We start from the raw sequence: 24,844 nt of genomic DNA, 5'->3' as shown, positions 1-24,844 counted from the left end.
CCAAAAGTTGCCCGGAACACCTTGCCACGGAAGTACCTGCCAGCGGCATGGCGCCCCACCTGCCACGGCCTGCGAAACCAGGGGCAGGCCGGCGAAGGGGCCCCGGCTGCTCGCCTTCCCCGCCCATCGGCAAAAATGGTTGCATTGCCCATCGGTAGCCGGAGCGTCCATGCCACACATCACCGTCGACTACTCCGTCCAGCTGGACGCGGTCTTCGACCGCCGCGCCTTCGCGGAGGAGCTGCACCCGCTGGTGGTCGGGGCGGTTGACTCACCCGGCGTCTGCAAGATCTTCTTCCGGCCCGCGGCCGAGACCTTTGTCGGCGGCCGGGAAGAGGCCGCCTTCGTCCATGTGGACATCGGTCTGCTGCGGGGGCGTCCGGACGGCCGGAAGGCCCGGCTGTCCGAGGCGGTGCTGGCGCTGCTCGACGCCTATCTGCCCGATGAGCCGGACGGGGGCCCGGTGCGCTCGGTGGAGGTGCGCGACCTGGCGCTGTCCTACCGGCTGCGGGGCCAGCGGGCCCACACGGTGACCCGCTACCCCCACAACCCCGACGCCTGTGCCGCCGCTGCCGCCGCGCCCACCAGGCCGGCGTCCGAGCCCAGCCGGGCCGGGACGATCTCCACCCCGCCGGTGAAGGACAACGTGGCGTAGTCCGCGAGGCGTTGGCGCAACGGGCCGAAGAGCACCTCGCCCGCGCCCGCCACCCCGCCGCCGATCACCGCGATCTCGATCTCCACCAGGGTCGCCGTGGCGGCGATCCCCGCCGCCAGCGCCTGGGCGGCCCGGGCGAAGGAGGCCAGCGCGGCCTCGTCCCCGGCCCGGGCGGACGCCGCCACCGCCGCCGCGCTCACCTCGCCGTCCGGCCCCGGGCGCCAGCCCGATTCCCTTGCCCGCGCGGCGATATTGGGACCGCTGGCGATGCGCTCCACACAGCCCCGGCCACCACAGGGGCATGGATCTCCGTCCAGGTCCACCGTGATGTGGCCGATATGGCCCGCGTTGCCGGTGGGGCCGGGGTGCAGCCGGCCGTCCAGTACCAGTCCTCCGCCCACTCCGGTGGAGACCACCATGCCCAGGGCGTTGGCCCGGCCGCGGGCTGCGCCCTGCCAGTGTTCGGCGGCGGCCATGGCCACCCCGTCGCCGACCAGGGTCACCGGCCGTCCGCCGGCCCGCGCGGCCACCTCGGCGACCAGCGGAAAGCCGCGCCAGGCAGGGACATTGACCGGGGAGACGGTGCCGGCGGCGGCGTCCACCGGGCCAGCGCTGCCGATGCCCACGGCGACGGTCCGCGGCCAGTGGGCGGAGCCGGCCAGCTCCGCCAGTGTCTCGGCCACCGCGTCCATCACATCCGCCGCGTCGCCCTGCGCCGGAGTGGCCCGCCGGGCGCGGGCCAGCAGCCGGCCACGCGCGTCCACCAGCGCTCCGGCGATCTTGGTACCGCCGATGTCCAGTGCGGCGACCAGGGCGTCCACCTCGGTGTGCATGGGTGCGGTCTCTCCTGTTCGGGGTGGTCGTTTTCCGCCAGTCTCCCTAGCGATGACAACGTTGTCCAGGGCCTATGCTCGAAGTTCACGCCCCGCGCGTTCCGTCCCCGTACACCGCGCCCCACAACGCGCCCGGACCGCAGAGGACTTACCGCCGTGCCCCAGAACTCCCGCCGTCCGCAGGGCCGTTATGGCACCCGTCCCACCATGAAGGATGTCGCCGCCCGCGCCGGAGTCGGCTTGAAGACCGTCTCCCGGGTGGTCAACGGCGAACCGGGCGTCACCCCGGACACCGAGCGCCGGGTCCAGGAGGCCATCACCGCGCTGGGCTTCCGGCGCAATGACAGCGCGCGGATGCTGCGCAAGGGGCGCACCGCCTCCATCGGCCTGATCCTGGAGGACCTGGCCGACCCTTTCTACGCCCCGCTGGCCCGGGCCGTGGAGGAGGTGGCCCGGGAGCACGGGGCCCTGCTGATCAACGGCTCCAGCGCGGAGGACCCGGAGCGGGAACGGGAGTTGGCGCTGGCTTTCTGTGCCCGCCGGGTGGACGGGCTGGTGGTCATCCCGGCCGGTGCCGACCACCGCTATCTGGAACCGGAGATGGCGGCCGGGGTGGCCACCGTCTTCGTGGACCGGCCGGCCGGGCTGATAGCCGCCGACGCGGTGCTCTCGGACGGCTTCGGCGGTGCGCGGGAGGGTGTGGCCCATCTGATCGCCCATGGCCATCGCCGGATCGGTTTCATCGGCGACCAGCCGCATATCCATACGGCGGTGGAGCGGTTGCGCGGCTACCGCGCCGCGATGGCGGCCGCCGGGCTGCCGGTGGACGAGTCCTGGGTGTCCCTGGGCGGGACGGGCGCGGAGCGGGTACGGGCGGAGGCGGAGCGGATGCTCGGCGGCGAGCGGCCGGTGACGGCGCTGTTCACCGGCAACAACCGGGTGACCGTCACGGTGATACGGGTCCTGGCCGGACTCCCGCGGCGGGTGGCCCTGGTGGGCTTCGACGACCTGGAGCTGGCCGATCTGCTCTCGCCCGCGATCACGGTGGTCGCCCAGGATCCGGCGCGGCTGGGCCGTACCGCGGCACGGTTGCTGTTTCGCCGGCTGGGCGGGGCGGAACGGGTACCCCGGCGGGTGGAGTTGCCGACGCAGCTGATTGTGCGGGGGTCCGGGGAGTTGCCGCCGTAGCGTTCTGCTGGGGGTGCCCCCTTGGGGGCGCGGGGCACTGCGCGACCAGCCCAAGGCGGCCCGCGCCAAGTCATGATGCGCGGCGGGGGGTTCCTTTCGGCTGCGGGCCGCCGGCGGTCGTTCGCGCGGTGGGGCGTTCCGCCTCGATTCCGGGTGCGGGCCGGTCTGGGCCGGTCGCGCAGTTCCCCGCGCCCCTGGTGGGGCGCTCCGCTTCGAGTTCGAGTGCGGGCCGGTCGGCCGCTGGCTGGGGCGCCCGGAGCCGTCAGGGAAGTGTGCGGTGGCCGGCGAGTTGTTCCAGGGTGGGGCGGGGCAGGGGGACCTCGGCGGGGGTGAGGGCGCCGCAGTCCAGGCCGCGCAGCAAGTGGGCGCTGAGGGCGCGGGCGGTGGCGGGTTCGTCCAGGACCGTGCCGCCGCGGCCGCCGGTGTAGGCGGCGAGCCGGGCCGTCGTCCGGTCAAGTCCCTCGCGGTAGAAGGCGAATACGGCCGCATAGCGGGTGGGCAGCTGGGCGGGGTGCATATCCCAGCCCTGGTGGTAGGCGCGGGCCAGGGCCCGCCGCACCAGGCGGTGGTGGAGCCGCCAGGCGTGGTGCACCTGCGCGGTGTCACCAGCCGGCAGGACATTGCTGGAACCGTCCGAGAGCCACACCCCCGTGCCGGCCGCCGCCACCTGCATCACCGCCTTGGCGTGGTCCGCCACCGGATGGTCGGCCGACTGCCGGTCGGGGGCGACGCCACAGGCGGCGCTGTAGTCGTAGGTGCCGTAGTGCAGGGCGGAGACCCGCCCTTCGCCCGCCTCGATCAGGCGGGCCACGGTGGCCCGTCCGTCGGCGCCCAGGATGGCCTGGGTGGTCTCGATCTGCACCTCGAAGCGGATCCGGCCGCCGGGCAGGTGGTACGCCCTCTCGAACTCCTCGGTGAGGCGGGCCATCGCGGTCACCTGGTCCGGGTGGCTGACCTTGGGCAGGGTGAGCCGCAGTCCGGCCGGGAGTCCGCCGGCGGTGAGCAGGGCGGTGAGGAAGATGTCCAGGGTGCGGATGGCGCGGTCACGGACCGGTGCCTCCAGGCTTTTGACGCGAATTCCCGCGAAGGGCACAGCCGTTGTGGCCACCAGTTCCGCGGCGTGCAGGGCGGCCTGGTCCTCCTCGGCGCCGGGGCGGCTGCCGTAGCCGTCCTCGAAGTCGATGCGCAGGTCCTCCACCGGTTCGGCGGCCAGTTTGGCGCGTACCCGCTGCCAGACCGGTTCGGCCAGTCCGGCCGGGATGCCCAGGACGGCGGCGAACTCGCCCGCGCTCGGGGCATGTTGGTCGAGCGCCGCCAGTGCCTGCTCGCCCCAGGAGCGGACGGTGCCGGCGTGCACCGCATCGGCGGGGACATAGACGGTGTGCACCGGCTGGCGGCCGCCCGTCTCGCCCGGGTAGCGGCGGGCCAGTTCGGCGTCCGCCGGGGCCAGGAAGACGCCTATGCGCTCGGCCACCATGCTGTCCAGGGTCCGCCTCGCCGTGCCCATGGCCACCGCCGTTCAAGTGTCCTGGAATCAACAATTCGTTGAAGGAAGCTAGCGAGCGGCGTGGCGGGCGGTCAACACCCCCACAACGCACCGCGGCCCCCGCCGGAGGCAGGGGCCGCAATGTTCGAACGGGGTCAGCCCTTGCGGGACTTGATCTCCTCGGTCAGCTGCGGGACGACCGTGAACAGGTCGCCCACCACGCCGTAGTCGACCAGCTCGAAGATCGGGGCCTCGGCGTCCTTGTTGATGGCCACGATGGTCTTCGAGGTCTGCATGCCGGCCCGGTGCTGGATGGCACCGGAGATGCCCGCCGCGATGTAGAGCTGCGGGGAGACCGACTTGCCGGTCTGGCCCACCTGGTTGGTGTGCGGGTACCAGCCGGCGTCCACCGCGGCGCGGGAGGCGCCCACGGCCGCGCCGAGGGAGTCGGCCAGGGACTCGATCAGCGGGAAGTTCTCGGCGCCGCCGACACCACGGCCGCCGGAGACCACAATGGCGGCCTCGGTCAGCTCGGGACGGCCGGTGGACTCGCGCGGGGTGCGGGAGACGACCTTGGTACCGGTGGACTTCTCACCGAAGGTGACGGCCAGCTGCTCCACGGTGCCGGCGGCCGGAGCGGCCTCGGGGGCGGCGGAGTTGGGCTTGACGGTGATCACCGGAGTGCCCTTGGTGACCCGGGACTTGGTGGTGTACGAGGCCGCGAAGACGGACTGCGAGGCCACCGGGCCCTCGTCACCGGCCTCCAGGTCAACCGCGTCGGTGATGATGCCGGAGCCGATACGGACCGCCAGGCGGGCCGCGATCTCCTTGCCCTCCGCGGAGGAGGGGACCAGCACGGCGGCCGGGGAGACGGCCTCGAAGGCGGCCTGGAGGGCGTCCACCTTGGGCGCCACCAGGTAGTCGGCGAACTCGGCGGCATCGGCGGCCAGTACCTTCACCGCGCCGTACTCGCCGAGCACCTTGGCGGCCTCCTCGGCGTTGGCGCCGAGGTGCACCGCGACCGGCTCGCCGATGCGGCGGGCGAGGGTGAGCAGTTCGAGGGTGGGCTTGCGGACGGCACCGTCCACGTGGTCGACGTAGACGAGGACTTCAGCCATGGCGTTGCTCTCCTGCGGGAATTTTGAGGGCGGTTGGGAAACGGGCCTTAGATGAACTTCTGGCCCGCGAGGCGCTTCAGACGAACTTGCGCTCCGCGAGGAAGGCGGCGAGCTGCTTGCCGCCCTCGCCCTCGTCCTTGACGACGGTGCCTGCCGTACGGGCCGGGCGCTCCGCGGCCTCGTCAACCTTGGTCCAGGAGCCCTCCAGGCCGACCTCCTCGGCCTCGATGCCGAGGTCGGACAGGTCGAGGGTCTGCACCGGCTTCTTCTTGGCGGCCATGATCCCCTTGAAGGAGGGGTAACGGGCCTCCCCGGACTGGTCGGTGACCGAGACCACCGCCGGAAGCGAGGCCTCCAGCTGCTCGCTGGCCGCGTCGCCGTCCCGCCGGCCGGTGACCTTGCCGTCCGCCACCGCGACCTCGGAGAGCAGGGTGACCTGGGGGACGCCCAGGCGCTCGGCCAGCATCGCCGGGACCACGCCCATGCCGCCGTCGGTGGACGCCATGCCGGAGATGACCAGGTCGTAGCCGATGTGCTCAACGGCCTTGGCCAGCACCAGGGAAGTGCCCAGCGCGTCGGTGCCGTGCAGGTCGTCGTCCTCCACATGGACGGCCTTGTCGGCGCCCATGGACAGCGCCTTGCGCAGCGCGTCCTTGGCGTCCTCGGGGCCGACGGTCAGCACCGTGATCTCGGCGTCGTCCGCCTCCTCGGCGATCTGCAGCGCCTGCTCGACCGCGTACTCGTCGAGCTCCGAGAGCAGGCCGTCCACGTCGTCACGATCGACGGTCAGGTCTTCGGCGAAGTGCCGGTCGCCGGTGGCGTCGGGCACGTACTTCACACAGACAACGATCCTCAAGCTCACGCCGGCTCTCCTACTGCATCGTCTCTTCGTAGCTGCCTTGGCAGGCAGCATAGGCGCCTTGGGGGCGGATTCCGGTGGGTGATTTCCCTTGGGGGAGGGCTCGGCCCCGAGCGGAATGTTACTCGTCAGTACATACAGCCGGTACGTCGATTGCAAGGCCGGTGAGCTGTGATCTGCCCAACGCGGGGAGCAGGGACATATCAGTCCCGCAGACCGTTGAAGCGCCCCTGGTGGTAGAGGAGGGGCCGGCCGTCGCCGGTGGGGTCTCCGGCCACCACCTCGGCGAGCACCACCCGGTGGTCCCCGGCGGGCACCCGGGCCACCACCCGGCACACCATCCAGGCCAGCACGCCCTCCAGCAGCGGGACCCCCTCCGGGCCGGTGCGCCAGCGGGTGGGCGGGGCGAAGCGGTCGGCGCCGCTGAGCGCGAAGGTGGCCGCCAGCTCCCGCTGGTGCTCACCGAGTATGTGCACCCCGACATGGCTCGCCCCGGCGAGCACCGGCCAGCTGGAGGAGCCGGTGCCCACCCCGAAGGAGACCAGCGGGGGCGTGGCGGCCACCGAGGTCAGCGAGGTGGCGGTGAAGCCGGCCGGCCGGGCCCCCCGCGCGGTGATGACGGCGACTCCCGCGGCATGCCGGCGGAAGACCGAGCGCAGCAAGTCGGAGGGATTGCTGCCCAGTTCGGGCGAGGCCGTCATGAAAGCTGTCCTTTTGGTGAGTCGGGCCGCGCGGTACGGTCACGCCATATGGCGCCACAGTGACGATCAAGAGCGGAAAGCGTCAAGTGCCGCCCGGCGGATGGGAGGTGGATCACCACGGGCATCAGCACGGGATCACCAGGGGCCGGCCCCGGCCTGCACCACCGCGCCCAGTGCCGCGATGACCTGCGCCTTGCCGGGCAGTCCGGCGGCCCGGCGCACCACATGTCCGCCGGCGTCCAGCACCAGCACGGTCGGGGTGGCGCTGATGCCCAGGGCACGCACCAGCTCCAGGTGCGCCTCGGCGTCGATCTCGATATGGGTGACGCCCTCGACCAGGGCGGCGACCTCCGCCAGCACCCGCCGGGTGGCCCGGCAGGGCTGGCAGAAGGCGGTGGAGAAGTGCACCAGGGTGGCCCGCTCCCCCAGCTCCGTACCGAGCTCGGCGGCGCTCAGCCGCCGGTTGTGGTCGCGGTCCGTCTGCCCGGGCACGCTCTTCCTTCCCTCGTTCTTGGTCCGTCACCAGGATCCAGTGTCGGCGGCCGGACCGGAAATTCCGGGCCCCGGCCAGGGCGGCGCGGGCGACGTGATGAGGATCTCCCGGCCGGGAGCACCCCTCGACTGGCCCGCGGGCCGGACATTCAGGCACGATCTGCCGGAACCGCCAAGTTACGGCCGCGTAACTTCAGCCGGGAGAACCCTCCCCAGGCCCCTAAGGACTCGCCACACATGGCAGAACTCGTCTACCCCCCGGTGATCGGTGTCGCTCGCACCATGTTCCGGGCGCTCGATCTGCGCTTCGACATCCAGGGCACCGAGCATGTGCCGCGGCGCGGCGGGGCGGTGCTGGTGAGCAACCACATCGGGTACCTGGACTTCGTCTTCTGCGGGCTGGCCGCCCGGCCCGCCAAGCGCCTGGTGCGGTTCATGGCCAAGGAGTCGGTCTTCCGGCACAAGGTCTCCGGTCCGCTGATGCGGGCCATGAAGCACATACCGGTGGACCGCTCGGCCGGCGCGGGGGCGTACCAGCACGCGCTGGACGCGCTGCGCTCGGGCGAAATCATCGGGGTCTTCCCGGAGGCGACCATCTCCACCTCCTTCACCCTGAAGAACTTCAAGTCCGGGGCGGCCCGGCTGGCCCAGGAAGCGGGGGTTCCGCTGCTGCCGATGGCGCTGTGGGGCACCCAGCGGCTGTGGACCAAGGGGCACAAGCGCGATTTGCGGCGCAGCCATCTCCCGGTGTCCATACGGGTGGGCGAGCCGATGCCGGTGGGGCGCGAGGAGAACGCGGAGTCGGTCACCGAGCGGCTGCGGGCCCGGGTCCAGGATCTGCTGGAGGCGGCCCAGCGGGCCTATCCGGTCCGCGCCAGGGGGCCGGAGGACAGCTGGTGGGTGCCGGCCCATCTGGGCGGGACGGCACCCACTCCGGCGGAGGCGGCCGCCCGGGAAGCCCGCTGACCCCGGACGGCCGAGTGGTCCTCAGCTGCGGGACATCTCCTCCCGCAGCGCCGCCACAAAGCCGTCCACATCCTCCTGCCGGGTGTCGAAGGAGCACATCCAGCGAACGTCACCGGCGGCCTCGTCCCAGAAGTAGAACCGGTAGCGCTTCTGCAGGCGTTCGGAGACATCGTGCGGCAGCCGGGCGAAGACGGCGTTGGACTGCACCGGGTGCAGCACCTCCACGCCGTCCACGGTGCTCACGCCGGCCGCCAGCCGGGCGGCCATGGCATTGGCATGGCGGGCGCTGCGCAGCCATAGATCCCCGGCCAGCAGGGCCTCGAACTGCACCGAGACAAAACGCATCTTGGAGGCGAGCTGCATGGACAGCTTGCGCAGATGCTTCATGGCGCGCACCGCGCCGGGGTTGAGCACCACCACCAACTCGCCGAACATCAGCCCGTTCTTGGTGCCGCCCAGGGAGAGCAGGTCCACTCCCGCGTCGGTGGTGAACTCCCGCATCGGACGGCCCAGGGTGGCCGCGGCGTTGGCCAGCCGGGAGCCGTCCAGATGGACCTTCATCCCGCGCTCATGGGCGTGCTCGCAGATCTCCCGGATCTCCTCGGGCGTGTAGCAGGTGCCCAGTTCGGTGGTCTGGGCGAGGGAGACGATCTGCGGCTGGGCTCGGTGCTCGTCCTCCCAGCCGAAGGCCTCGCGGTCGATCAACTCCGGGGTGAGCTTGCCGTGTTCACCGGGGACGGTGAGCAGCTTCAGGCCGCCGACCCGCTCCGGCGCCCCGCACTCGTCCACATGGATATGGGCGGTGGCGGCGCAGATCACCGCTCCCCAGCGCTCACTGGCGGCCTGCAGGGCGACCACATTGGCGCCGGTGCCGTTGAACACCGGGAAGGCCTCGGCGGAGGGGCCGAAGTGGCCGCGGATCACCTCCTGCAGATGCTCGGTGTAGACATCCTCGCCATAGGCGACCTGGTGGCCCTCGTTGGCCAGCGCCAGGGCCGCCAGGATCTCGGGGTGGACGCCCGCGTAGTTGTCGCTGGCGAAGCCGCGCGCCTGGGGGTCATGCCGGCGTATGGCGTCGGTTTCGGTCACTGCGCGGTCAGCCACAGACGGGTTCCGTTCACTTCGCTGGCGGGCTTCTCCCAGGTGCCGAGGATGGCCTCGGCGAGGTCCTTCACATCGGTGAAGCCCGCGAATTTGGCGTTGGGCCGCTCGGCGCGCATGGCGTCGTGCACCAGGGCCTTGACGATGAGGATGGCGGCGGCGGCCGGCGGCTCCAGCTGGTCCCCGGCGGCCTTGCGGAAGGAGTCCGCCAGGGCCAGGGTCCAGGCCTCGGCCGCGGCCTTGGAGGCGGCGTAGGCGGCGTTGCCCGCCGTGGGCTTGCTGGCGCCGGCCGCGCTGACCAGCAGATACCGGCCGTTTCCGCTACGGGTCAGCGGGCCCTCGAAGGCCAGGGAGGTGTGCTGCACGGTGCGGATCAGCAGCTTCTCCAGCAATTCCCAGTCGGCCGGGTCGGTCTCGGCGAAGGTGGCCGAACCGCGCCAGCCGCCCACCAGGTGGACCAGGCCGTCGATCCGGCCGAATTCCTTCTCATTGCGGTCGGCCCAGGCCCGGGTGGCCGCCAGGTCCAGGAGATCGACGGTGTCCCCGACCACGGTGGCCCCGCCATGGGCGTACCGGGCCGCGTCCACGGCCTCGGCGAGCCGGGCGGCGTCGGCGTCCGCGGCGATGACCGTGGCCCCCGCCTCCGCCAGCCGCAGCAGGGCCGCCCGGCCCGCCGGTCCGGCGGCTCCCGCCACCGCCACCACGGCCCCGTCCAGCCGGCCGTTGCCGTTCCCGGGTGTGCTCATGGCCGTCGCCTCCTTCTTCCGCTCGCTCACGCGGCCACCTGCCCGGCCTTCTCGGCGGTGATCCCCTTGGTCGAGGCGATCACGCCGCGCAGCTTCTTGGCAAGGGCCTCGTAGAACATGCTGAGCGGGAATTCGTCCGGAAGCACGTCGTCCACGAGCTTGCGGGGCGGCTGGCTGAGATCCAGGGCCTCCGGGCCCTTGGCCCAGACCGAGCCGGGGTGCGGGGCGAGATAGCGGGACACCAGCTCATAGGCGGCCAGCCAGTGCACCAGTTTGGGCCGGTCGATGCCGTCCCGGTAGAGCTTCTCGATCTCGCCGCAGAGCTGGTTGGTGACCTGGGGAGCCCGGTCGAAGTCGATATGCAGGGTGTTGTCCGTCCAGCGTACGACGTCATGCCGGTGCAGATAGGCGAAGAGCAGCTGGCCGCCCAGGCCGTCGTAGTTGCGCACCCGGTCACCGGTGACCGGGAAGCGGAACATCCGGTCGAAGAGCACCGCATACTGCACATCCCGGCCCTGCGGAAAGCCGTCCGCGGCCAGCTTCCCGGCCTCCTTGAAGGCGGTCAGGTCGCAGCGCAGCTCCTCCAGCCCGTACATCCAGAACGGCTGGCGCTGCTTGATCATGAAGGGGTCGAAGGGCAGGTCGCCATGGCTGTGGGTACGGTCGTGGATCATGTCCCAGAGGACGAAGGCCTCCTGGCAGCGCTGCTGGTCATGCAGCATGTCCGCGATGTCGGCGGGCAGTTCCAGGCCCAGGGTGCGTACGGCGGACTCGGTGACCCGGCGGAAGCGGGCCGCCTCCCGGTCGCAGAAGATGGCGCCCCAGGTGAAGCGCTCGGGGGCCTGGCGGACGGCCACGGTCTCCGGGAAGAGCACCGCGGAGTTGGTGTCATAGCCGGAGGTGAAGTCCTCGAAGGTGATGCCCACGAACAGCGGGTTGTCGTAGCGGGTGCGCTCCAGTTCGGCCAGCCACTCCGGCCAGACCACCCGCAGCACCACGGCCTCCAGATTGCGGTCCGGGTTGCCGTTCTGGGTGTACATGGGGAACACCACCAGGTGCTGGCGGCCGTCGGCGCGCTGGGCGGCGGGCTGGAAGGCCAGCAGCGAGTCCAGGAAGTCCGGGACGCCGAAGCCGGTCTGCGCCCAGCGGCGCAGATCGTTGACCAGCGCCGCGTGGTAGTCGGCGTCATGCGGCAGCAGCGGGGAGAGCTCCCCGACGGCCTCGGCGACCCGGTCCACCTCGGCGCGCACCCGCTCCCCCGGTGGCGCCCCCTCCCGGGCGAGGTCGATGGAGCCATCCGGGGACTGCCACGGCCGGATCGTCTCCACGGCGTCCTTGAGCGCCGCCCAGGCCGGATGATCGACCACGCGATCCACGGGCAAAACGTCGGTGCCTATGCCTGCTGACGAAAGGATTTCCGTCATGACTGCCCCTCCTCGGGAGAACCTGGCGTTAAGACACCGTATCCATGTGAGGTTCTTCCGCTCAAGGGGAGAGGCAGCAAATTATCCTGCCGGACCCCCGGTTGCGCCGAGGAATTTCCTGCCGTAGGGGCCCGTCCGGGGTCTCTGCCGTCAAACAACGCCCCAGGGGTCACCGGCGCCTCCGACGCTGTGCCAGTCGGGTTCCGGCCACCGGCCTCTGGCGGCGCTCTGACCGGGAAGGTTCACCGGGTTGGTGGTGACGGTTTGATGTGCGGCGGCGTCCGATCCGAGCGCTGGAGGCCCGGTGGCTGAGCCTGTCCGTATACGCAGGCTGACCGACCAGGAGGGGCAGAAGCTGCAGCAGACCGTGCGCCGGGGCAGCACCAACTCGGTGCGCTACTGGCGCGCGATGATGCTGCTGGCCTCGGCCGGCGGGAACCGGGTGCCGGTGATCGCCCAGCTGGTCCAGGCGGACGAGGACACCGTCCGGGACCTGATCCACCGCTTCAACGAGATCGGCCTGGCCTGCCTGGACCCTCGCCGGGCGGGAGGCCGTCCCCGACCTGCGCTTCCTGGGCCAACCCGATCGAGGCCCACTTCGGCTCGCTGCGGCAGTTCACCCTGGCCAGCTCCCACCACCGCAGCCGCCCCGCGCAAACCCAGGCACTGCACCGCTACCTGCGCCGGCGCACCACCAACGCCCGCCACCCGACGTACTCACCGCCCAACGCAAGGAACGCGCCCGCACCCGCAGTCAACGCCGATGGGGCGAGTCCAGGAGAAGGACAGCGACAGAAGGATGACTCAGGAAGCGGACGGTTCGATCTCCCCCGCGAAGACGATGACCTGGTCGATGAGGCTCCGCCGCAGATGGACGACGTCCGTTCCGGTCAGGCGGGGACCTCCATCCGGCGTGGTGAAGACCCACTGGTACCGGGCCCACTCGTCAGGCATGTCCACCGCGGAGCAGCGCACCATCGTGCCGGTCCCCGCCGGGTGGCGTCGGATGTCCAGCACAAACCGCTCGACCGCCGCGATTCCTTCGCTGCGGCCCAACGGCCCCCAGAAGACCACGTCCGAGGTCAGAGCCTGGGAGAGCAGGGCGGTCACATAGCTGTCGTCCGAGGCGTTGAACGCGGAGATGAACGTGTCGATCGCGGAGCGTGCAATCTCTTCCTGCATGCCCCAGTAATACCAGCCGTTTAGCGTGCGCTCGTCCCACGAGCCGCCTTCCGATCACGGTGAACCTTGCCGGTCACAGCGCTAGCCGAGCTCCTTGATCAGCAGCTCGAACTCCAGGTCGGTGCGGCGGGGGATGCCAAAGCGCTCGTCGCCGTACGGGAAGGGGCTCATCCGCCCCGTGCGCCGGTAGCCGCGCCGCTCGTACCAGGCGATCAGCTCCGCCCGCTGGCGGATCACGGTCATATGCATCTCAACGGCGCCCCACTCGGCCCGCGCCAGCCGCTCCGCCTCGGCGATCACCAGCTTGCCCAGCCCGGCGCCCTGGAGTTCCGGGCGCACCGCGAACATCCCGAAGTAGGCGTGATCACCCCGGTGTTCCAGCTGGCAGCAGGCCACCGGCTCGCCCTCGCACTCGGCCACCAGCAGCCGGCCGGCCCGGTCGGACACCACGGCCAGCACACCCTCCGGGTCGGTGCGCTGCCCATCCAGCAGATCGGCCTCGGTGGTCCAGCCGGCCCGGCTGGCGTCCCCCCGGTAGGCCGATTCGATCAAGGCGACGAGAGCCGGTACATCGGCGGTGGTCGCGACCCGGAAAACCGGCTCCATCAGCCGGACCGCACCGGTCTCTTCCCTGGTTTCCATCTGCTGTCCGCGTCCTCTCACTGGGCTCTTCCATGCCGTACTACGGCACAGCCGAGCCTAACCGGAGGGGTCTGCGTACAGTTTCGAGCATGGTGCATGTACTGAGCAGCAGGGTGCTGCTGCGGCCCACCGATCCCGAGCGGAGCCGGGCCTTCTATGGCGGTGCGCTGGGGCTGGCCGTCTACCGCGAGTTCGGCGAGGGGCCGGAGCGCGGCACCGTCTACTTCCTGGGCGGCGGCTTCCTGGAGGTCTCCGGGCGCTCGTCCCAAGCTCCAGCGCCCGGGCTGGAGTTGTGGCTCCAGGTGGCCGATGCCGACGGAGCCCACCGGGAGTTGCTGGACCAGGGGGTGGAGATCCTCGAGCCGCCCCGGCGCCGGCCCTGGGGGCTGGTGGAGATGTGGATCGCCGATCCGGACGGGGTGCGGATCGCGGTGGTGGAGGTGCCGGAGGGGCATCCATTGCGCTACCGCCCGGGCGTCTAGGGATCCGGGCTGCGCGCCCGGCGGTGACAGGGCACCGATGGCGGTGGCAGGGCGCCGATGGCGGTGGTGACAAAGCCGCCGGACACGGCCGAGCCGGACTCCGGCGCACCCTGGCCGCCCGGGGCGCGGGGCGGAAGCGAACCATGCGCCCCCGTGCGCCTCTGTGCGCTCCCGTGTACACACGCCGAGTTGGGCATTCTCCCGGGGTGGACCGTGTGCCCCGGGGAGGTGTGCCATGCATCAACCGCCGCTGGTCGGCTGGCTGTTGGTGGTGCTGTGCACCGCTACCGGTGCCTACTGTCTGGGTGGGGTGCGGGCCGGCGGCGTGGGGGAGCGCCGGGCCGCGCGGGGCGATGCGCTGATGGCGCTGGGTATGGCGGTGATGGCCCTGCCGGTCTGGATGTCCGGCGCCCCGTCCTGGGGAGCGGCGCTGTTCGCCGCGGTGTTCGCGGCCGCGGGCCTGCGGGCGCTGTCCCTGGTGCGCCGGCAGGGCGGTGGTCATCATCTGCACCACGCCATAGGGGCATTCGCGATGGTCTATATGGCCCTCGCCATGGCTGCCGCTCCCGAGGGCGGCCATGGCGGGCACACCGGTCACCGGCCGGCCGGGGCCCCACCGCTCACCGGGCTGCTCTTGCTGTACTTCGCGGTGTACGTGGTCCGTTCGGTGCCTGCCCTGCTGCCCGCCGCCGTGACTCCGGGCGCGGTGGCCGCGCCAGTCCCGGCCCGGCGGCCGGAGCTGACGCGGGCCTGCCGGCTGTCCATGGGCATCGGCATGGTCACCATGCTGCTCACCATGTGAGTGCGCGCGCCTGCTCCGGTGGTCCGCTCACCGGGCGGAGCGGTCTGCGCCGGAAGTGGTCTGCGTCACTTTCCCGCCGCCAGACGTTTCTGGCCGGGCCGCCGCGCTCATAGGCTGACGCCCATGATGGTCCCGCTCGCGCTGCTGGCTCTCGGCGGGCTGATCGCCGCCCTGGCGCCCCGGGTGCTGGCCCGTGCCGACTGGCCCGATCGTGAACCCGTGCTGGCCCTTTGGGTGTGGCAGTGCGTGGTGGCCGCCGTGCTGCTGTGCTGCGCCCTCGCCATGGCGCTGAGCGCCGCCGCGGCCTGGACCCGGGTGCGCGGCAATGTGTTCGCCCCCGCGCCGAACGGGGTGGTGGAGGCGTACTCCCTTACCGGCTACGGCCCTTGGGCCGAGCCGCTGGCCGTCACCCTGGCCTGTGGCGCCGCCTGGACCGCGGCGATGCTGACCCGTGAGGTCCGTACCGCACGGGCCGACCGCCGGCGGCGCCGGGCCGAACTGCGGGAGCGTTCGCCCCGGCTGCCGGGTGAGGAGCCGGACGCGGAGCGGCTGGTGCTGCTGGAGGGCGACCGCCCGGACGCCTGGCTGCTGCGCGGCGGCTGGGCTCCCCGGCTGGTGATCACCACCGGCGCCCTGCGACGGCTGAACGACGCCCAGTTGGACGCCGTGCTGGCCCATGAACAGGGCCATGCCCGGGCCCGCCACCACTGGCTGCTGCACTGCTCCGGCGCGCTGGCCAACGGCTTTCCGCAGGTGCCGGTGTTCGCCGCCTTCCGTGACCAGGTGCACCGGCTGGTGGAGCTGGCGGCGGATGATGCGGCGTCCCGGCGCTTCGGGCGGCTGACCACGGCTCTGGCGCTGGTCGAACTCAACGAGGACCGCGGGGTGTTCGGCCCTGGCCCGGCCCAGCTGTCCCAGGTGCCGGGCCGGGTGGACCGGCTGCTGGCGCCCGCACCGCGGCTGACGCCCGCGCGGCGGCTGCGGCTGACCGCCGCGGCGGCGCTGGTTCCGGCGGTGCCGCTGCTGGTGACTTTTGTGCCGGGCTTGAGCGCGCTCGGTCGCTGAGGGGGCTCCGGGGCCGGCTGGGTTCCGGGTGCGCGCAGTTCGTGGTTGGGCTGCGCCCACGCGGCGGAGCGGCAGGGACAGCGGCACCATCGCGGGTCCGGGTGCCCCCGGTTGCGTTTCGAGTGCGGGCCGTCCGTGGCTGGTCACGCCCACGCGGCGGAGCCGCAAAACAGAAACGCCCCGCGCCCCTGACAGGGCCCCCTAGTGCACCGCCGTGAGTTCCTCGATGCGCTCAGGGAAGTCCGGCTGCGGCAGCGGCAGATCGACCTCGTCCACGAAGCCCAGCGCGTCCGGTACATAGGCGATCACCGCCGAGGCCGCCGGGGAGAAGCCCTCGCCGTCGCGCAGCCCGTCCAGCATCTGCAGCGCGGTGTTGAGGTCATTGCGGTCGATCTCCTCGGGGGTCTCCGGGATCAGCGACTCCAACCCGGCGTGCCTGCGCCAGAGTTCGGCCTCCTGGCGCTCCCCCAGCGCCATATGGTGCAGATACAGACAGCAGGCGGCCCAGGCCGCGTCGGCCCCGGCCGCGAACTGCCACCAGAACCGGGCACTGTCCTCACGGTCGGCCAGTTGCAGCACACAGCCCAGCACCAGGGCGCCCTCCGGCTCCAGCAGCCGGTGGGCCAGGAAGGTGCCCAGCTTGTGCAGGTCCTGGGCCACCACGGTCTTGCACAGGCTGCGCAGGCTCCGGTAAAAGGCCCGGTGCGGAAGGTAGTTGCGCTGTGCGGCGCGGGCCGCCGCAGCCCGGGCCGGTTCCATCTGGTCGTCGAAGCACAGGGCCCCGCGCCACATCCGCTCGGTGAGGCGGGCGGCCAGCCGGGCCTCGGCCCGGTCCACCTCCGCGCTCGCGTAGGGGCGCCGGTCCAGGCGCGCCTTGGCCAGCACGTGGTCGAGTGATCCGGTCACCGGTGCTCCTCTTCCTTCTGCAGTCCCAGCGCTTGGTGCAGGCGGTGTCTGGCATGACGGGCCGTGGAGCGCACCCCGCCCTGGGTTATGCCCATGATGTCGGCGGTCTCCCGGACGCTGAAGCCGAGGCAGTAGTGCAGCACGATCACATCGTGCTGGCGGGCCGGTAAGGCACAGATGGCCTTGTAGACGGCCAGACTCAGCTCCAGTTCGCCGATCGGGTCCACGGCCCGGCCCAGCGCCTCGGTCTCGAAGACCGCGGTGTCGATGACGGTGGGGCGCCGGCCTCTGGCCCGGGCGCAGTCGATGGTCCGGTGTCTGACCACCGCCCAGGCATAGGCGTTGGGGTTCTCCGCCCGCAGCACATCGCTCCACACGAAGTAGAGGTCCTCGAAGGCCTGGTCCACGGCCTCCTCGGCGTCATGGCGATTGCCCAGATAGAGCTCGGCCCAGTGCACATAGGCACCGCGGTACAGCTGGTGGAAGGCCCGGTAGTCGGCAGGCAGCTCGGTCACGGGAAGCGTGCTCGCGCGGCAGGAGGGCGTCAACGCTCGCCCCCTCGCCGCCGGTCGGTCCGCCGATCGCCTGCGTGGTGTGGGTTCACTGAACTGGGGATCCCTCCGGTTGTGATGATGGTGAGCCGGGCCGGGCGGTCCGCTCCCCTCGTCCGCTCACGGCCCCGAGGGACGACATCCTTCTCTCCCCTCCGCCGGTAATGGCGCTCACCGAGACCAATTCGTGCCGGTAGCCCGGGTAAAATCTTACGGAACACCAGATTCCGGTAACTGCCGGGCCGGATACGGCAGTCGATCTTCCGGATGGACTTCCCGCCGAGAGCTTGATGAGTAAGGTGTGACCTGCTGCCGGTGCGAACGGTGAGCCTGCCGATGCGAACGGTAAGCACATTCGGCCGGGCCCGGCACGGACAGGGCGTGCGAAAACGGGTGTTTGTCCGTAAGACAGCGCCGATGGGTGGCAGGTGAGCATGATCGCGGGCACATTCGAGGGCCGGTATGTCTGGCATCCGGCGGCGGACGACCATGAGTTGGCCCAGGCCTGTGTGGATGTCCAGGCCGGGCACTACCACAGCGCGCTGGCCGTGCTCGGGGACGCCCGGGAGGACTTCGCGCTGCGCGCCCACCGTTCCCTGGTACTGGCCTCCATATCCGCCGACTCCGATCTGGCCGAGCGCCGGCTGGCCGAGGAACCCAGCGCGGACGCCGCCCTGTTGTGGGCCCGGGTGGCCATGCTGCGGGCGCTGCGGATGGCCGACGCCGGGGACAGCCGGGCCGCCTCCCTGGTCCGTATCGCCCAGGCCGCCTGTGACCAGGCGGCGCTGATGTCACCGCGGGATCCCACCCCTTGGGCGGCCCGGCTGGCCCTGGCCCGGATAGACCGCCCCAATGACCCGGCGCCCCGCGGCATGCTGACCGCGCCCCGCGGTCCCTGGGTGCTGTTCTCCCGGGCGCTGAGCCTGGATCCCTTCAACCGCGAGGCCCATCACCGCTTTCTGGCCTTCTACTTCGCCCGGCACGGCGGCTCGGCCAGCGCCCGCTGGGATGTGGTGGAGTTTCTCAGCAACCGGGCGCCGGCCGACTCCCCGGTGCGGCTGCTCCCGCTGGTGGCCCGGGTGGAGGACTATGACCCACGGGCCGACCCGCTGGCGGACCGGGTCTGGGAGCAGCACCGCTGTCGAAGCCTGGCTCTGGACATCTACCGGCACTGGTTTCCCAAGGTGGCGGAGTACCGCTTCACCCCGGTCGTCGATCTGGCCTATCTGGCCCATGCCCTGCTGATGGCCGAGTGCCAGGAGGAGGCCCGGACGGTGCTGGCGGCCATGGGCCCCTATGCCTCGCGCATGCCCTGGAGCGTTTTCGGCGCTCCGGAGGAGCAGTTGACCAGAGCCCGGCGGCGCTGCCGGCTGCCGGTGCCCGGCGCGGACTGATTCCGGTTCCCGACTCCATCGTAAGGAAGAAGGTGCAGATGACGGAGACCCCGTCCCCCGCTCAGGACCGAGCACACCGGCAGGCCGCCGCCAGCGTCGCCCTGGACGACGACGCGACCCTGCACGCCATGGGCTATCCGCGCAAACTCACCCGGCGTTTCCGGGCGTTCGACAACTTCGCCATCTCCTTCACCATCATCAATATCCTCTCCGGGATCTTCTCCTCCTTCGGCTTCGGGATGAACGCCGGCGGCCCACGGGTGCTGGTGTTCGGCTGGATCGGGGTGTCGGTGATGGTGCTGTTCGTGGGTGCCTCCATGGCCGAGATCGCCTCCGCCTACCCCACCAGCGGCGCCCTGTACTTCTCGGCCGGCAAGCTGGCCAAGCGGCATCAGGGCGCCTGGTCCTGGTACACCGGGTGGCTCAACTTCGTGGGACAGGTGGGCGGTACCGCCGCCACGGACTACGCGGCGGCCACCTTTATCCAGTCCTTTGTCGCCATGCAGTGGTCCTCGTACCAGCCGACACGGCAGCAGACCGTGCTGATCACCGCGGCCATTCTGCTCATCCAGGCGCTGGCCAACACCTATACGGTGCGGCTGGTGGCGGTGGTGAACCGGATCTCGGTGTGGTGGCTGCTGGTGGGCCTGGTGGTGATCGTCACCGCACTGGTCTCGGTGCCCTCGCACCACCAGTCGCCTTCCTTTGTGCTGCATTCGGTGAACAACACCGGTTTCGGCAGCGCCTTTTACGCCGGGCTGCTCGGCCTGCTGGTCACCAGCTGGACCTTCACCGGCTTCGACGGCAGTTTCCATATGTCCGAGGAGACCGTGCAGGCCACGGTGAACGCGCCCCGGGGCATTGTGCGTTCCATCGGCTTTTCCGCGCTGACCGGGCTGATGCTGATGCTGGCCCTGGTCTATGCCGTCACCGACTACACCAAGGAGGCGGCCGCGGACGCCCCACCGGTGCAGATCCTCATCGACGCGCTGGGGATGACCACCGCCAAGGTGCTGCTGCTGGTGGTGATCGGGGCCATGCTGTTCTGCGGGCTGGCCAATATGACCAGCAACACCCGGCAGATCTTCGCCTTTTCCCGGGACGGAGCCATGCCCGGCTCCCGGCTGTGGCACTCGGTGTCCCCGCGCACCCGCACCCCCGTCAAGGCGGTGTGGCTGGCCGCGGTCTGCGCCCTGGTGCTGGTGGTGCCCGGCTGGTGGTCCAAGGTCGCCTTCACCGCCGTGGTCAGCATCAATGTGGTGGGGCTGTTCCTGGCCTACGGGGTACCGATTTTCCTCCGGCTGCGGCTGCGGGAATTCCGGCCGGGACCCTGGCACTTGGGGCGCTGGGGACGGCCGGTGGCGGCCCTGGCGGTGCTGTGGATCGGGCTCAGCAATGTGCTGTTCATGCTGCCGCAGGCTTCGCCGATCACCGCCCAGTCCTTCAACTACGCGCCCATCGCGCTGGGTGTGGTACTGCTGATCGCCACGGTCTGGTGGTTCGCCACCGCCCGCCGCCGCTTCAAGGGGCCGGTGAGTTATGGCAGTCCCGACGAGGTGGCCGCGATGGACCTGATCTGAAACCGCTCCCCGGACGTCATGGAAATGCATATGGAAAAGGACCGCGCACCGATGAATCTCACCGTTTCCCGTGCCTCGCTGGAGGAGTGGCGGCAGGCCGTCGCCTGGGCGAAGGCGGAGGGCTGGAATCCGGGCGAGGGGGACGAGACCTGCTTCCACCCCACCGATCCGGAGGGCTTCTTCCTGGGGCGCCTGGACGACGGGCGGGTGGTCTCCGCGATATCCGTGGTCACCTACTCCCCCGCCTTCGCCTTCCTCGGCTTCTATCTGGTGCATCCGGAGTTCCGCGGCCGGGGTCTGGGCCTGGCCACCTGGCAAGCGGCCTTCCCGCACGCCGGAGAGCGCACGGTGGGCCTGGATGCGGTGCCCGAGCAGGAGGACACCTACAAGCGCTCCGGTTTCACCTCCGCGTACCGCACTCTGCGCTACTCGGGGCGGCCGGCCGCCGCCCAACACCCCTTGGACGCCGTGCCGTTCACCGCCGACCGGCTCGGCGCCGTCACGGCCTACGACCGGCACTGCTTCCCCGCCGAGCGGCCCGCGTTTCTGCGGCGCTGGCTGACCGCCGACGGTCACACGGCATACGTCCGGCTGCGGGACGGACGGATCAGCGGGTACGGGGTGATCCGCCCCGCCGGCCAGGGATACCGCATCGGGCCGCTGTTCGCCGACTCCGCCGACGACGCCGGGGCCGTCTTCGATGCCCTCACCGCCACCCTGGAACCCGGCCACGAGGTGTCCCTGGACATCCCCGAGCCGCACGCCGCCGCCTGCGCCATGGCCCAGGCATGGGGTCTGACGGCCGTCTCCCACACGGTGCGGATGTACCACGGCGCGGCGCCCACGACCCCCGTGGAGCGGGTGTTCGGGGTCACCACGCTGGAGCTCGGTTAGGGCCTGTCCGATTGCTCTCGGGGCGCCCCGTAAGGGGCGGGGGAACTGCGCGACCGGCCACAGACGCCCTGCACTTGACGCGTGACCGAGGGGATGGGGCCGTTCCTCGTCGGTCATGTGTCAGGTGCGGGCCACCTGTGGCCGGTCGCGGCCACGCGACGGAGCCGCATGAGGCCGCGGCCCGCACCCCGAACGGGCGCCCTTTACTGTTGCCCCATGCCCCATGATCCGGAGCTTCCCATGAACGAGACCGGCCCCCTCTGGGAGGTCGCCCGCCGCTCGGCGGCCTGGCTGGACGCCGCCAATGGCACCGGTGCACACGAGACCGCCCTGCGGCTGATGAAGCTCGCCGAGGAAGCCGGTGAGGTGATGCAGGCATATATCGGAATGACCGGCCAGAACCCCCGCAAGGGGGTGACCCATCAACGGGCCGATGTGGCCGCCGAACTGTGCGATGTCATCATCACCGCCGCCACCGCGCTGCACCGCTTCACCGACGACCCCGCCGCCCTGTTCGACGAGCACGCCCGGCGCGTCACCCGCCGCATCGACGCGTTGACCAAGGCCCCGGCCAGGGCGGATGAAACCCTGCCCCCATGAGCAATCTCGACCGCAAACCCGCCACCACCCTCTGCGGCGGCCGCGCCGGTGTCAGCACCGGGCCGGTACGCGACCTGTTGCCGGCCAAGGACATCCCGCTGGGCGAAAGCACCGTGGTACGGCGGCTGTTGCCCAGCCTGGGCCGGCGCATGGTGGGGGCCTGGTGCTTTGTCGATCACTACGGCCCGGACGACATCGCCGGCGAGCCCGGTATGCAGGTGCCCCCGCATCCGCATATGGGCCTGCAAACGGTCAGCTGGCTGCACGACGGCGAGGTGCTGCACCGCGACAGCCTGGGCAGTCTGCAGACCCTGCGGCCCGGCCAGTTGGGCGTGATGACTGCGGGTCGGGCCATCGCCCACTCCGAGGAATCGCCGCGCCAACACGCCCGTCTGCTCCACGGCGCCCAGTTGTGGGTGGCGCTGCCCGACGCCTACCGCCATACCGCGCCGGGCTGGGAGCACCACCCCGAGCTGCCCCGGATCACCGGCGGTGGCCTGCAGGCCACCGTCATCCTCGGTCGGCTGGACGGCGCCTCCTCCCCCGCCACCACCTACACCCCGATCGTCGGCGCCGACCTCACCCTCCCCTCCGGCACCACCGCCTGTCTCCCCCTGGAACCGGACTTCGAATACGCCGCCCTGTCCATGTCCGGCGAGGCCGAAGTGGACGGCGTCCCCCTCGCTCCCGGCGCCCTGCTCTACCTGGGCTGCGGACGCTCCGAACTCCCGCTGCGCGCCGAGGTGGACAGCGCCCTGATGCTGCTCGGCGGTGAGCCCTTCGAGGAGAAGATCCTGATGTGGTGGAACTTTGTGGCGAGAACCCATGAGGAGATCGCCCGCGCCCGCGAGGACTGGATGACCGGCACCCGCTTCGGCGAGGTCCACGGCTACCACGGCCCTCCGCTGCCGGCACCGGTGCTGCCGCCCGTCCCGCTCAAGCCTCGCGGCCGGGCCCGCTGACCCTACACTTTGCCGGGAATACCCACGCTTCTCCTGAAATGAGGTTCCCGTGATCCGCAAGCACATCATCGCCTCCGGCCTGGTGCAGGGCGTGTACTACCGGGACACCTGCCGTGCCGAGGCGCGGCGGCACGGGGTGGCGGGATGGGTGCGGAACCGGACGGACGGGACCGTGGAGGCGGTGTTCGAAGGGGACGAGGACGCCGTGGAACGGCTGGTGCGCTGGGCGCGGCAAGGGCCGGACCGGGCCAGGGTGCAGGGGGTTGAGGTCGAGGCGGAGGAGCCGGAGGGACTGGCCGGTTTCGAGGTCCGCGCTACGGGGGGCTGAGAAACTGACGGCATGACTGTCAACGGTGTTCTCTTCGACTTCTCCGGCACCCTCTTCCGTATCGAGTCCACCGCCTCCTGGCTGCGTACCGTCCTGGACCGGGCCGGTGTTCAGGTGGATGAGACCGAATTCGCGCGGCTGGAAGGGGAGTTGCGGGAAGCCGGGGCGCTGCCGGGCGGTCCGGTGCCACGGGTGGTGCCGGACCGGCTGGCGGCGGCCTGGGCCCAGCGGGACCGCAGCCGCGAGGAGCACCGGGCCGCCTATCTGGGCCTGGCCAGGGAGGTCCGGCTGCCCAAGCCGGAGCTGTATGAGGCGCTCTACGCCCGGCATATGGAGCCGGATGCCTGGCTTCCGTACCCGGACGCGACGGAGGTGCTGGCGGAGCTGCGGCGGCGCGGGGTGCCGGTCGGTGTGGTGAGCAATACCGGCTGGGACTTGCGGCCGGTGTTCCGGCAGCATGGCCTGGACCGCTGGGTGGACGCCTTTGTGCTGTCGTATGAGCACCGGGTGCAGAAGCCGGATCCGCGGCTGTTCGCCATCGGCTGCCGGGCCCTCGGGCTGGCGCCCGGGCAGGTGCTGATGGTCGGGGACGACGCCCGGGCCGACGGCGGGGCGGCCGCGCTCGGGTGCGAGGTACTGCTGGTGGAGCACCGGCCGGTGACGGAGCGCAAGGACGGCCTCCGCCCGGTGCTGGACCGGTTGGGTTGACCACGCAGCGCCCCATAGGGGCGCGGGGCTGCTGCACTATGCGGCTCCGCCGCGTGGGCACGACCAGCCACAAACGGCCCGCACATGACATGTGACCCCTGAACGGAGCCGCTCACCAAGAGGAACCGCACCCGGCGAGGAACGCCGGGCGGCGTCGGCCGGGGCGGGCCCGGTCAGCCGCCGGCCGGCCCCGCAGGCGAGCGGAACGCCTCCAGCAGCCGCTCCGCCGCCAGCGTCGCCGTCAACGTGCCCTCCCGCAGCCCCCGTTCCAGGCCCGGCGCAGCCGCCCGTACCGCCGGATGTGTCCGCAGTTCGGTCAGCAGCTGCTCGCGGACCATGGACCAGGCCCACTCCACCTGCTGCTCGCTGCGGCGGCGCCGCAGCTCGCCGGTGGCCTCCAGGACCCTCCGGTGCTGCTCCAGCCGCTCCCACAGCGCCGTCAGCCCGGTGCCCTCGCGGGCGCTGCAGGTGAGCACCGGAGGGTTCCAGGCCGCGTCCGGGGCGCGCAACAGCCGCAGGGCACCCGCCAGTTCACGGGCGGCGGAGCGGGCGTCGCGCTCATGCGGCCCGTCCGCCTTGTTGACGGCGATGACATCGGCGAGTTCCAGCACGCCCTTTTTGATGCCCTGCAACTGGTCGCCGGTGCGGGCCAGGGTGAGCATCAGAAAGGTGTCCACCATGTCCGCGACGGCCGTCTCGGACTGGCCCACGCCGACCGTCTCCACCAGCACCACGTCATAGCCGGCCGCCTCCATCACCACCATGGTCTCCCGGGTGGCCTTGGCGACTCCGCCCAGGGTGCCGGCGGTGGGCGAGGGCCGGACAAAGGCGGCGGGGTCCACGGCGAGGCGTTCCATCCGGGTCTTGTCGCCCAGGATGGAGCCGCCGGTGCGGCTGGAGGAGGGGTCCACGGCGAGCACCGCCACCCGGTGGCCCAGCCCGGTGAGCAGGGTGCCCAACGCGTCGATAAAGGTGGACTTGCCCACCCCCGGCACGCCGGTGATGCCCACCCGCCGCGCCGCTCCGCTGTGCGGCAGCAGCTCCACCAGCATCCGCTGGGCGAGTTGGCGGTGGTCGGGCCGGGTGGACTCGACCAGGGTGATCGCCCGGGCCACCGCCGCCCGCTTGCCGTCCAGCACGCCCTTCACATAGGCGTCGAGGTCGATCTGCCGTGCCATG

Annotated in this window: 27 protein-coding genes and 1 pseudogene; 14 read left to right on the top strand and 14 right to left on the bottom strand. The window is 71.4% G+C overall.

What is annotated here, in order from left to right; genetic code table 11:
* The first annotated feature begins 169 nt into the window (after positions 1–169).
* Complete coding sequence (locus CV755_RS00620) at positions 170–655, top strand: 5-carboxymethyl-2-hydroxymuconate Delta-isomerase (protein WP_241560881.1); 486 nt, start codon at positions 170–172, stop codon at positions 653–655.
* Here the strand turns inward: CV755_RS00620 and CV755_RS00615 are convergent.
* Positions 538–1,488, bottom strand: coding sequence for an ROK family protein (locus tag CV755_RS00615; protein WP_109278112.1), 951 nt, complete (start codon positions 1,486–1,488; stop codon positions 538–540). The genes CV755_RS00620 and CV755_RS00615 overlap by 118 nt on opposite strands.
* Positions 1,489–1,695: 207 nt before the next feature.
* On the opposite strand from CV755_RS00615, the gene CV755_RS00610 reads away from it, so the two are divergent.
* Positions 1,696–2,676 carry a LacI family DNA-binding transcriptional regulator gene (locus CV755_RS00610; RefSeq protein WP_109278161.1) on the top strand — a complete coding sequence of 327 codons (981 nt, stop codon included), beginning with the start codon at positions 1,696–1,698 and terminating at the stop codon, positions 2,674–2,676.
* Positions 2,677–2,938: 262 nt separating this feature from the next.
* On the opposite strand, the gene CV755_RS00605 is transcribed toward CV755_RS00610, so the two are convergent.
* From CV755_RS00605 to CV755_RS00585, 5 genes are all read right to left on the bottom strand, one after another.
* Complete coding sequence (locus CV755_RS00605; protein WP_109278111.1) at positions 2,939–4,183, bottom strand: DUF6986 family protein; 1,245 nt, start codon at positions 4,181–4,183, stop codon at positions 2,939–2,941.
* A gap of 134 nt (positions 4,184–4,317) precedes the next feature.
* Positions 4,318–5,280: an electron transfer flavoprotein subunit alpha/FixB family protein gene (locus tag CV755_RS00600; protein ID WP_109278110.1), complete on the bottom strand. Its 963-nt coding sequence runs from the start codon at positions 5,278–5,280 to the stop codon at positions 4,318–4,320.
* A 76-nt stretch (positions 5,281–5,356) separates the two neighbouring features.
* The gene (locus tag CV755_RS00595; RefSeq protein WP_109278109.1) at positions 5,357–6,142 is read right to left on the bottom strand and encodes an electron transfer flavoprotein subunit beta/FixA family protein; all 786 of its coding nucleotides are present in this window, start codon (positions 6,140–6,142) and stop codon (positions 5,357–5,359) included.
* A gap of 200 nt (positions 6,143–6,342) precedes the next feature.
* Positions 6,343–6,840 carry a flavin reductase family protein gene (locus tag CV755_RS00590; RefSeq protein WP_109278108.1) on the bottom strand — a complete coding sequence of 166 codons (498 nt, stop codon included), beginning with the start codon at positions 6,838–6,840 and terminating at the stop codon, positions 6,343–6,345.
* A gap of 135 nt (positions 6,841–6,975) precedes the next feature.
* Positions 6,976–7,332 carry a thioredoxin family protein gene (locus CV755_RS00585; RefSeq protein ID WP_109278107.1) on the bottom strand — a complete coding sequence of 119 codons (357 nt, stop codon included), beginning with the start codon at positions 7,330–7,332 and terminating at the stop codon, positions 6,976–6,978.
* A 237-nt stretch (positions 7,333–7,569) separates the two neighbouring features.
* Between CV755_RS00585 and CV755_RS00580 the strand changes: the two genes are divergently transcribed.
* Positions 7,570–8,298, top strand: a complete 729-nt coding sequence (locus CV755_RS00580) for a lysophospholipid acyltransferase family protein (protein WP_109278106.1) — start codon at positions 7,570–7,572, stop codon at positions 8,296–8,298.
* Between the two features lie 21 nt (positions 8,299–8,319).
* Here the strand turns inward: CV755_RS00580 and CV755_RS00575 are convergent, their stop codons facing one another.
* Genes CV755_RS00575 through CV755_RS00565 form a run of 3 tightly spaced genes read right to left on the bottom strand, consistent with a single transcriptional unit; the run spans position 8,320 to position 11,569 of the window.
* Positions 8,320–9,402, bottom strand: coding sequence for a threonine aldolase family protein (locus CV755_RS00575; RefSeq protein WP_109278105.1), 1,083 nt, complete (start codon positions 9,400–9,402; stop codon positions 8,320–8,322).
* Positions 9,384–10,145, bottom strand: coding sequence for an SDR family NAD(P)-dependent oxidoreductase (locus CV755_RS00570; protein WP_109278104.1), 762 nt, complete (start codon positions 10,143–10,145; stop codon positions 9,384–9,386). The genes CV755_RS00575 and CV755_RS00570 overlap by 19 nt, the downstream gene beginning before the upstream one ends.
* 26 nt (positions 10,146–10,171) lie before the next feature.
* The gene (locus tag CV755_RS00565; RefSeq protein ID WP_109278103.1) at positions 10,172–11,569 is read right to left on the bottom strand and encodes a DUF6421 family protein; all 1,398 of its coding nucleotides are present in this window, start codon (positions 11,567–11,569) and stop codon (positions 10,172–10,174) included.
* 304 nt (positions 11,570–11,873) lie between these two features.
* Here CV755_RS00565 and CV755_RS37040 point away from each other — a divergent pair.
* Positions 11,874–12,143: pseudogene (locus tag CV755_RS37040) on the top strand (helix-turn-helix domain-containing protein); the annotation flags it as partial.
* A gap of 230 nt (positions 12,144–12,373) precedes the next feature.
* Here the strand turns inward: CV755_RS37040 and CV755_RS35660 are convergent.
* Both CV755_RS35660 and CV755_RS00555 read right to left on the bottom strand, forming a co-directional pair.
* Positions 12,374–12,751, bottom strand: coding sequence for a nuclear transport factor 2 family protein (locus CV755_RS35660; protein WP_241560880.1), 378 nt, complete (start codon positions 12,749–12,751; stop codon positions 12,374–12,376).
* An 81-nt stretch (positions 12,752–12,832) separates the two neighbouring features.
* Positions 12,833–13,393 carry a GNAT family N-acetyltransferase gene (locus CV755_RS00555; RefSeq protein ID WP_241560879.1) on the bottom strand — a complete coding sequence of 187 codons (561 nt, stop codon included), beginning with the start codon at positions 13,391–13,393 and terminating at the stop codon, positions 12,833–12,835.
* Between the two features lie 89 nt (positions 13,394–13,482).
* On the opposite strand from CV755_RS00555, the gene CV755_RS00550 reads away from it, so the two are divergent.
* The 3 genes from CV755_RS00550 to CV755_RS00540 all read left to right on the top strand — a co-directional run bounded on the left by CV755_RS00550 (position 13,483) and on the right by CV755_RS00540 (position 15,742).
* On the top strand, positions 13,483–13,875 hold the full coding sequence (locus CV755_RS00550; RefSeq protein ID WP_109278102.1) for a VOC family protein: 393 nt from the start codon (positions 13,483–13,485) through the stop codon (positions 13,873–13,875).
* 235 nt (positions 13,876–14,110) lie between these two features.
* Entirely contained in the window at positions 14,111–14,677 is a 567-nt protein-coding gene (locus CV755_RS00545) for a DUF5134 domain-containing protein (RefSeq protein WP_109278101.1), read from the top strand.
* Positions 14,678–14,800: 123 nt separating this feature from the next.
* A complete protein-coding gene (locus CV755_RS00540; protein WP_109278100.1) occupies positions 14,801–15,742 on the top strand; it encodes a M56 family metallopeptidase in 942 nt (313 codons plus the stop codon).
* Between the two features lie 201 nt (positions 15,743–15,943).
* Here the strand turns inward: CV755_RS00540 and CV755_RS00535 are convergent, their stop codons facing one another.
* Both CV755_RS00535 and CV755_RS00530 read right to left on the bottom strand, forming a co-directional pair.
* Positions 15,944–16,648, bottom strand: a complete 705-nt coding sequence (locus tag CV755_RS00535; protein WP_109278099.1) for a hypothetical protein — start codon at positions 16,646–16,648, stop codon at positions 15,944–15,946.
* On the bottom strand, positions 16,645–17,163 hold the full coding sequence (locus tag CV755_RS00530) for an RNA polymerase sigma factor (protein WP_109278098.1): 519 nt from the start codon (positions 17,161–17,163) through the stop codon (positions 16,645–16,647). Before CV755_RS00530 ends, CV755_RS00535 begins: the two co-directional genes overlap by 4 nt.
* Before the next feature lie 470 nt (positions 17,164–17,633).
* Between CV755_RS00530 and CV755_RS00525 the strand changes: the two genes are divergently transcribed.
* From CV755_RS00525 to CV755_RS00495, 7 genes are all read left to right on the top strand, one after another.
* Positions 17,634–18,593, top strand: coding sequence for a hypothetical protein (locus CV755_RS00525; protein WP_109278097.1), 960 nt, complete (start codon positions 17,634–17,636; stop codon positions 18,591–18,593).
* 128 nt (positions 18,594–18,721) lie between these two features.
* Positions 18,722–20,173: an amino acid permease gene (locus tag CV755_RS00520; RefSeq protein WP_109278159.1), complete on the top strand. Its 1,452-nt coding sequence runs from the start codon at positions 18,722–18,724 to the stop codon at positions 20,171–20,173.
* 51 nt (positions 20,174–20,224) lie between these two features.
* Positions 20,225–21,067 carry a GNAT family N-acetyltransferase gene (locus CV755_RS00515; protein ID WP_164503261.1) on the top strand — a complete coding sequence of 281 codons (843 nt, stop codon included), beginning with the start codon at positions 20,225–20,227 and terminating at the stop codon, positions 21,065–21,067.
* Positions 21,068–21,307: 240 nt separating this feature from the next.
* Positions 21,308–21,667, top strand: a complete 360-nt coding sequence (locus tag CV755_RS00510) for a MazG-like family protein (protein ID WP_109278095.1) — start codon at positions 21,308–21,310, stop codon at positions 21,665–21,667.
* The gene (locus tag CV755_RS00505; protein ID WP_109278094.1) at positions 21,664–22,629 is read left to right on the top strand and encodes a pirin family protein; all 966 of its coding nucleotides are present in this window, start codon (positions 21,664–21,666) and stop codon (positions 22,627–22,629) included. The genes CV755_RS00510 and CV755_RS00505 overlap by 4 nt, the downstream gene beginning before the upstream one ends.
* 49 nt (positions 22,630–22,678) lie before the next feature.
* A complete protein-coding gene (locus CV755_RS00500; RefSeq protein WP_193553319.1) occupies positions 22,679–22,957 on the top strand; it encodes an acylphosphatase in 279 nt (92 codons plus the stop codon).
* Positions 22,958–22,969: 12 nt separating this feature from the next.
* Positions 22,970–23,665, top strand: coding sequence for an HAD family hydrolase (locus CV755_RS00495; RefSeq protein WP_109278093.1), 696 nt, complete (start codon positions 22,970–22,972; stop codon positions 23,663–23,665).
* Between the two features lie 173 nt (positions 23,666–23,838).
* Here the strand turns inward: CV755_RS00495 and meaB are convergent, their stop codons facing one another.
* Positions 23,839–24,843 (bottom strand): methylmalonyl Co-A mutase-associated GTPase MeaB, encoded by a 1,005-nt coding sequence (meaB, locus tag CV755_RS00490; protein ID WP_109278092.1) that lies wholly within the window; start codon positions 24,841–24,843, stop codon positions 23,839–23,841.
* Position 24,844 lies beyond the last annotated feature (1 nt).

The sequence above is a fragment of the Streptomyces orinoci genome (assembly GCF_003121295.1).
GTDB lineage: Bacteria > Actinomycetota > Actinomycetes > Streptomycetales > Streptomycetaceae > Streptomyces > Streptomyces orinoci.
Note: the sequence above shows the minus strand (reverse complement) of the source record. Positions and strands in the feature narration are given on the sequence as shown.

Bases quoted from the DNA above. Each gene is read 5' to 3' on its own strand.
- CV755_RS00555 (WP_241560879.1), bottom strand. From the start codon at position 13,393: ATGGAAACCAGGGAAGAGACCGGTGCGGTCCGGCTGATGGAGCCGGTT.
- CV755_RS00520 (WP_109278159.1), top strand. From the start codon at position 18,722: ATGGGCTATCCGCGCAAACTCACCCGGCGTTTCCGGGCGTTCGACAAC.
- CV755_RS00550 (WP_109278102.1), top strand. From the start codon at position 13,483: ATGGTGCATGTACTGAGCAGCAGGGTGCTGCTGCGGCCCACCGATCCC.
- CV755_RS00600 (WP_109278110.1), bottom strand. From the start codon at position 5,280: ATGGCTGAAGTCCTCGTCTACGTCGACCACGTGGACGGTGCCGTCCGC.
- CV755_RS00545 (WP_109278101.1), top strand. From the start codon at position 14,111: ATGCATCAACCGCCGCTGGTCGGCTGGCTGTTGGTGGTGCTGTGCACC.
- CV755_RS00515 (WP_164503261.1), top strand. From the start codon at position 20,225: ATGAATCTCACCGTTTCCCGTGCCTCGCTGGAGGAGTGGCGGCAGGCC.
- CV755_RS35660 (WP_241560880.1), bottom strand. From the start codon at position 12,751: ATGCAGGAAGAGATTGCACGCTCCGCGATCGACACGTTCATCTCCGCG.
- CV755_RS00590 (WP_109278108.1), bottom strand. From the start codon at position 6,840: ATGACGGCCTCGCCCGAACTGGGCAGCAATCCCTCCGACTTGCTGCGC.
- CV755_RS00525 (WP_109278097.1), top strand. From the start codon at position 17,634: ATGATCGCGGGCACATTCGAGGGCCGGTATGTCTGGCATCCGGCGGCG.
- CV755_RS00505 (WP_109278094.1), top strand. From the start codon at position 21,664: ATGAGCAATCTCGACCGCAAACCCGCCACCACCCTCTGCGGCGGCCGC.
- CV755_RS00605 (WP_109278111.1), bottom strand. From the start codon at position 4,183: ATGGGCACGGCGAGGCGGACCCTGGACAGCATGGTGGCCGAGCGCATA.
- CV755_RS00570 (WP_109278104.1), bottom strand. From the start codon at position 10,145: ATGAGCACACCCGGGAACGGCAACGGCCGGCTGGACGGGGCCGTGGTG.
- CV755_RS00610 (WP_109278161.1), top strand. From the start codon at position 1,696: ATGAAGGATGTCGCCGCCCGCGCCGGAGTCGGCTTGAAGACCGTCTCC.
- CV755_RS00615 (WP_109278112.1), bottom strand. From the start codon at position 1,488: ATGCACACCGAGGTGGACGCCCTGGTCGCCGCACTGGACATCGGCGGT.
- CV755_RS00620 (WP_241560881.1), top strand. From the start codon at position 170: ATGCCACACATCACCGTCGACTACTCCGTCCAGCTGGACGCGGTCTTC.
- CV755_RS00510 (WP_109278095.1), top strand. From the start codon at position 21,308: ATGAACGAGACCGGCCCCCTCTGGGAGGTCGCCCGCCGCTCGGCGGCC.
- CV755_RS00540 (WP_109278100.1), top strand. From the start codon at position 14,801: ATGATGGTCCCGCTCGCGCTGCTGGCTCTCGGCGGGCTGATCGCCGCC.
- CV755_RS00580 (WP_109278106.1), top strand. From the start codon at position 7,570: ATGGCAGAACTCGTCTACCCCCCGGTGATCGGTGTCGCTCGCACCATG.
- CV755_RS00495 (WP_109278093.1), top strand. From the start codon at position 22,970: ATGACTGTCAACGGTGTTCTCTTCGACTTCTCCGGCACCCTCTTCCGT.
- CV755_RS00565 (WP_109278103.1), bottom strand. From the start codon at position 11,569: ATGACGGAAATCCTTTCGTCAGCAGGCATAGGCACCGACGTTTTGCCC.
- meaB (WP_109278092.1), bottom strand. From the start codon at position 24,843: ATGGCACGGCAGATCGACCTCGACGCCTATGTGAAGGGCGTGCTGGAC.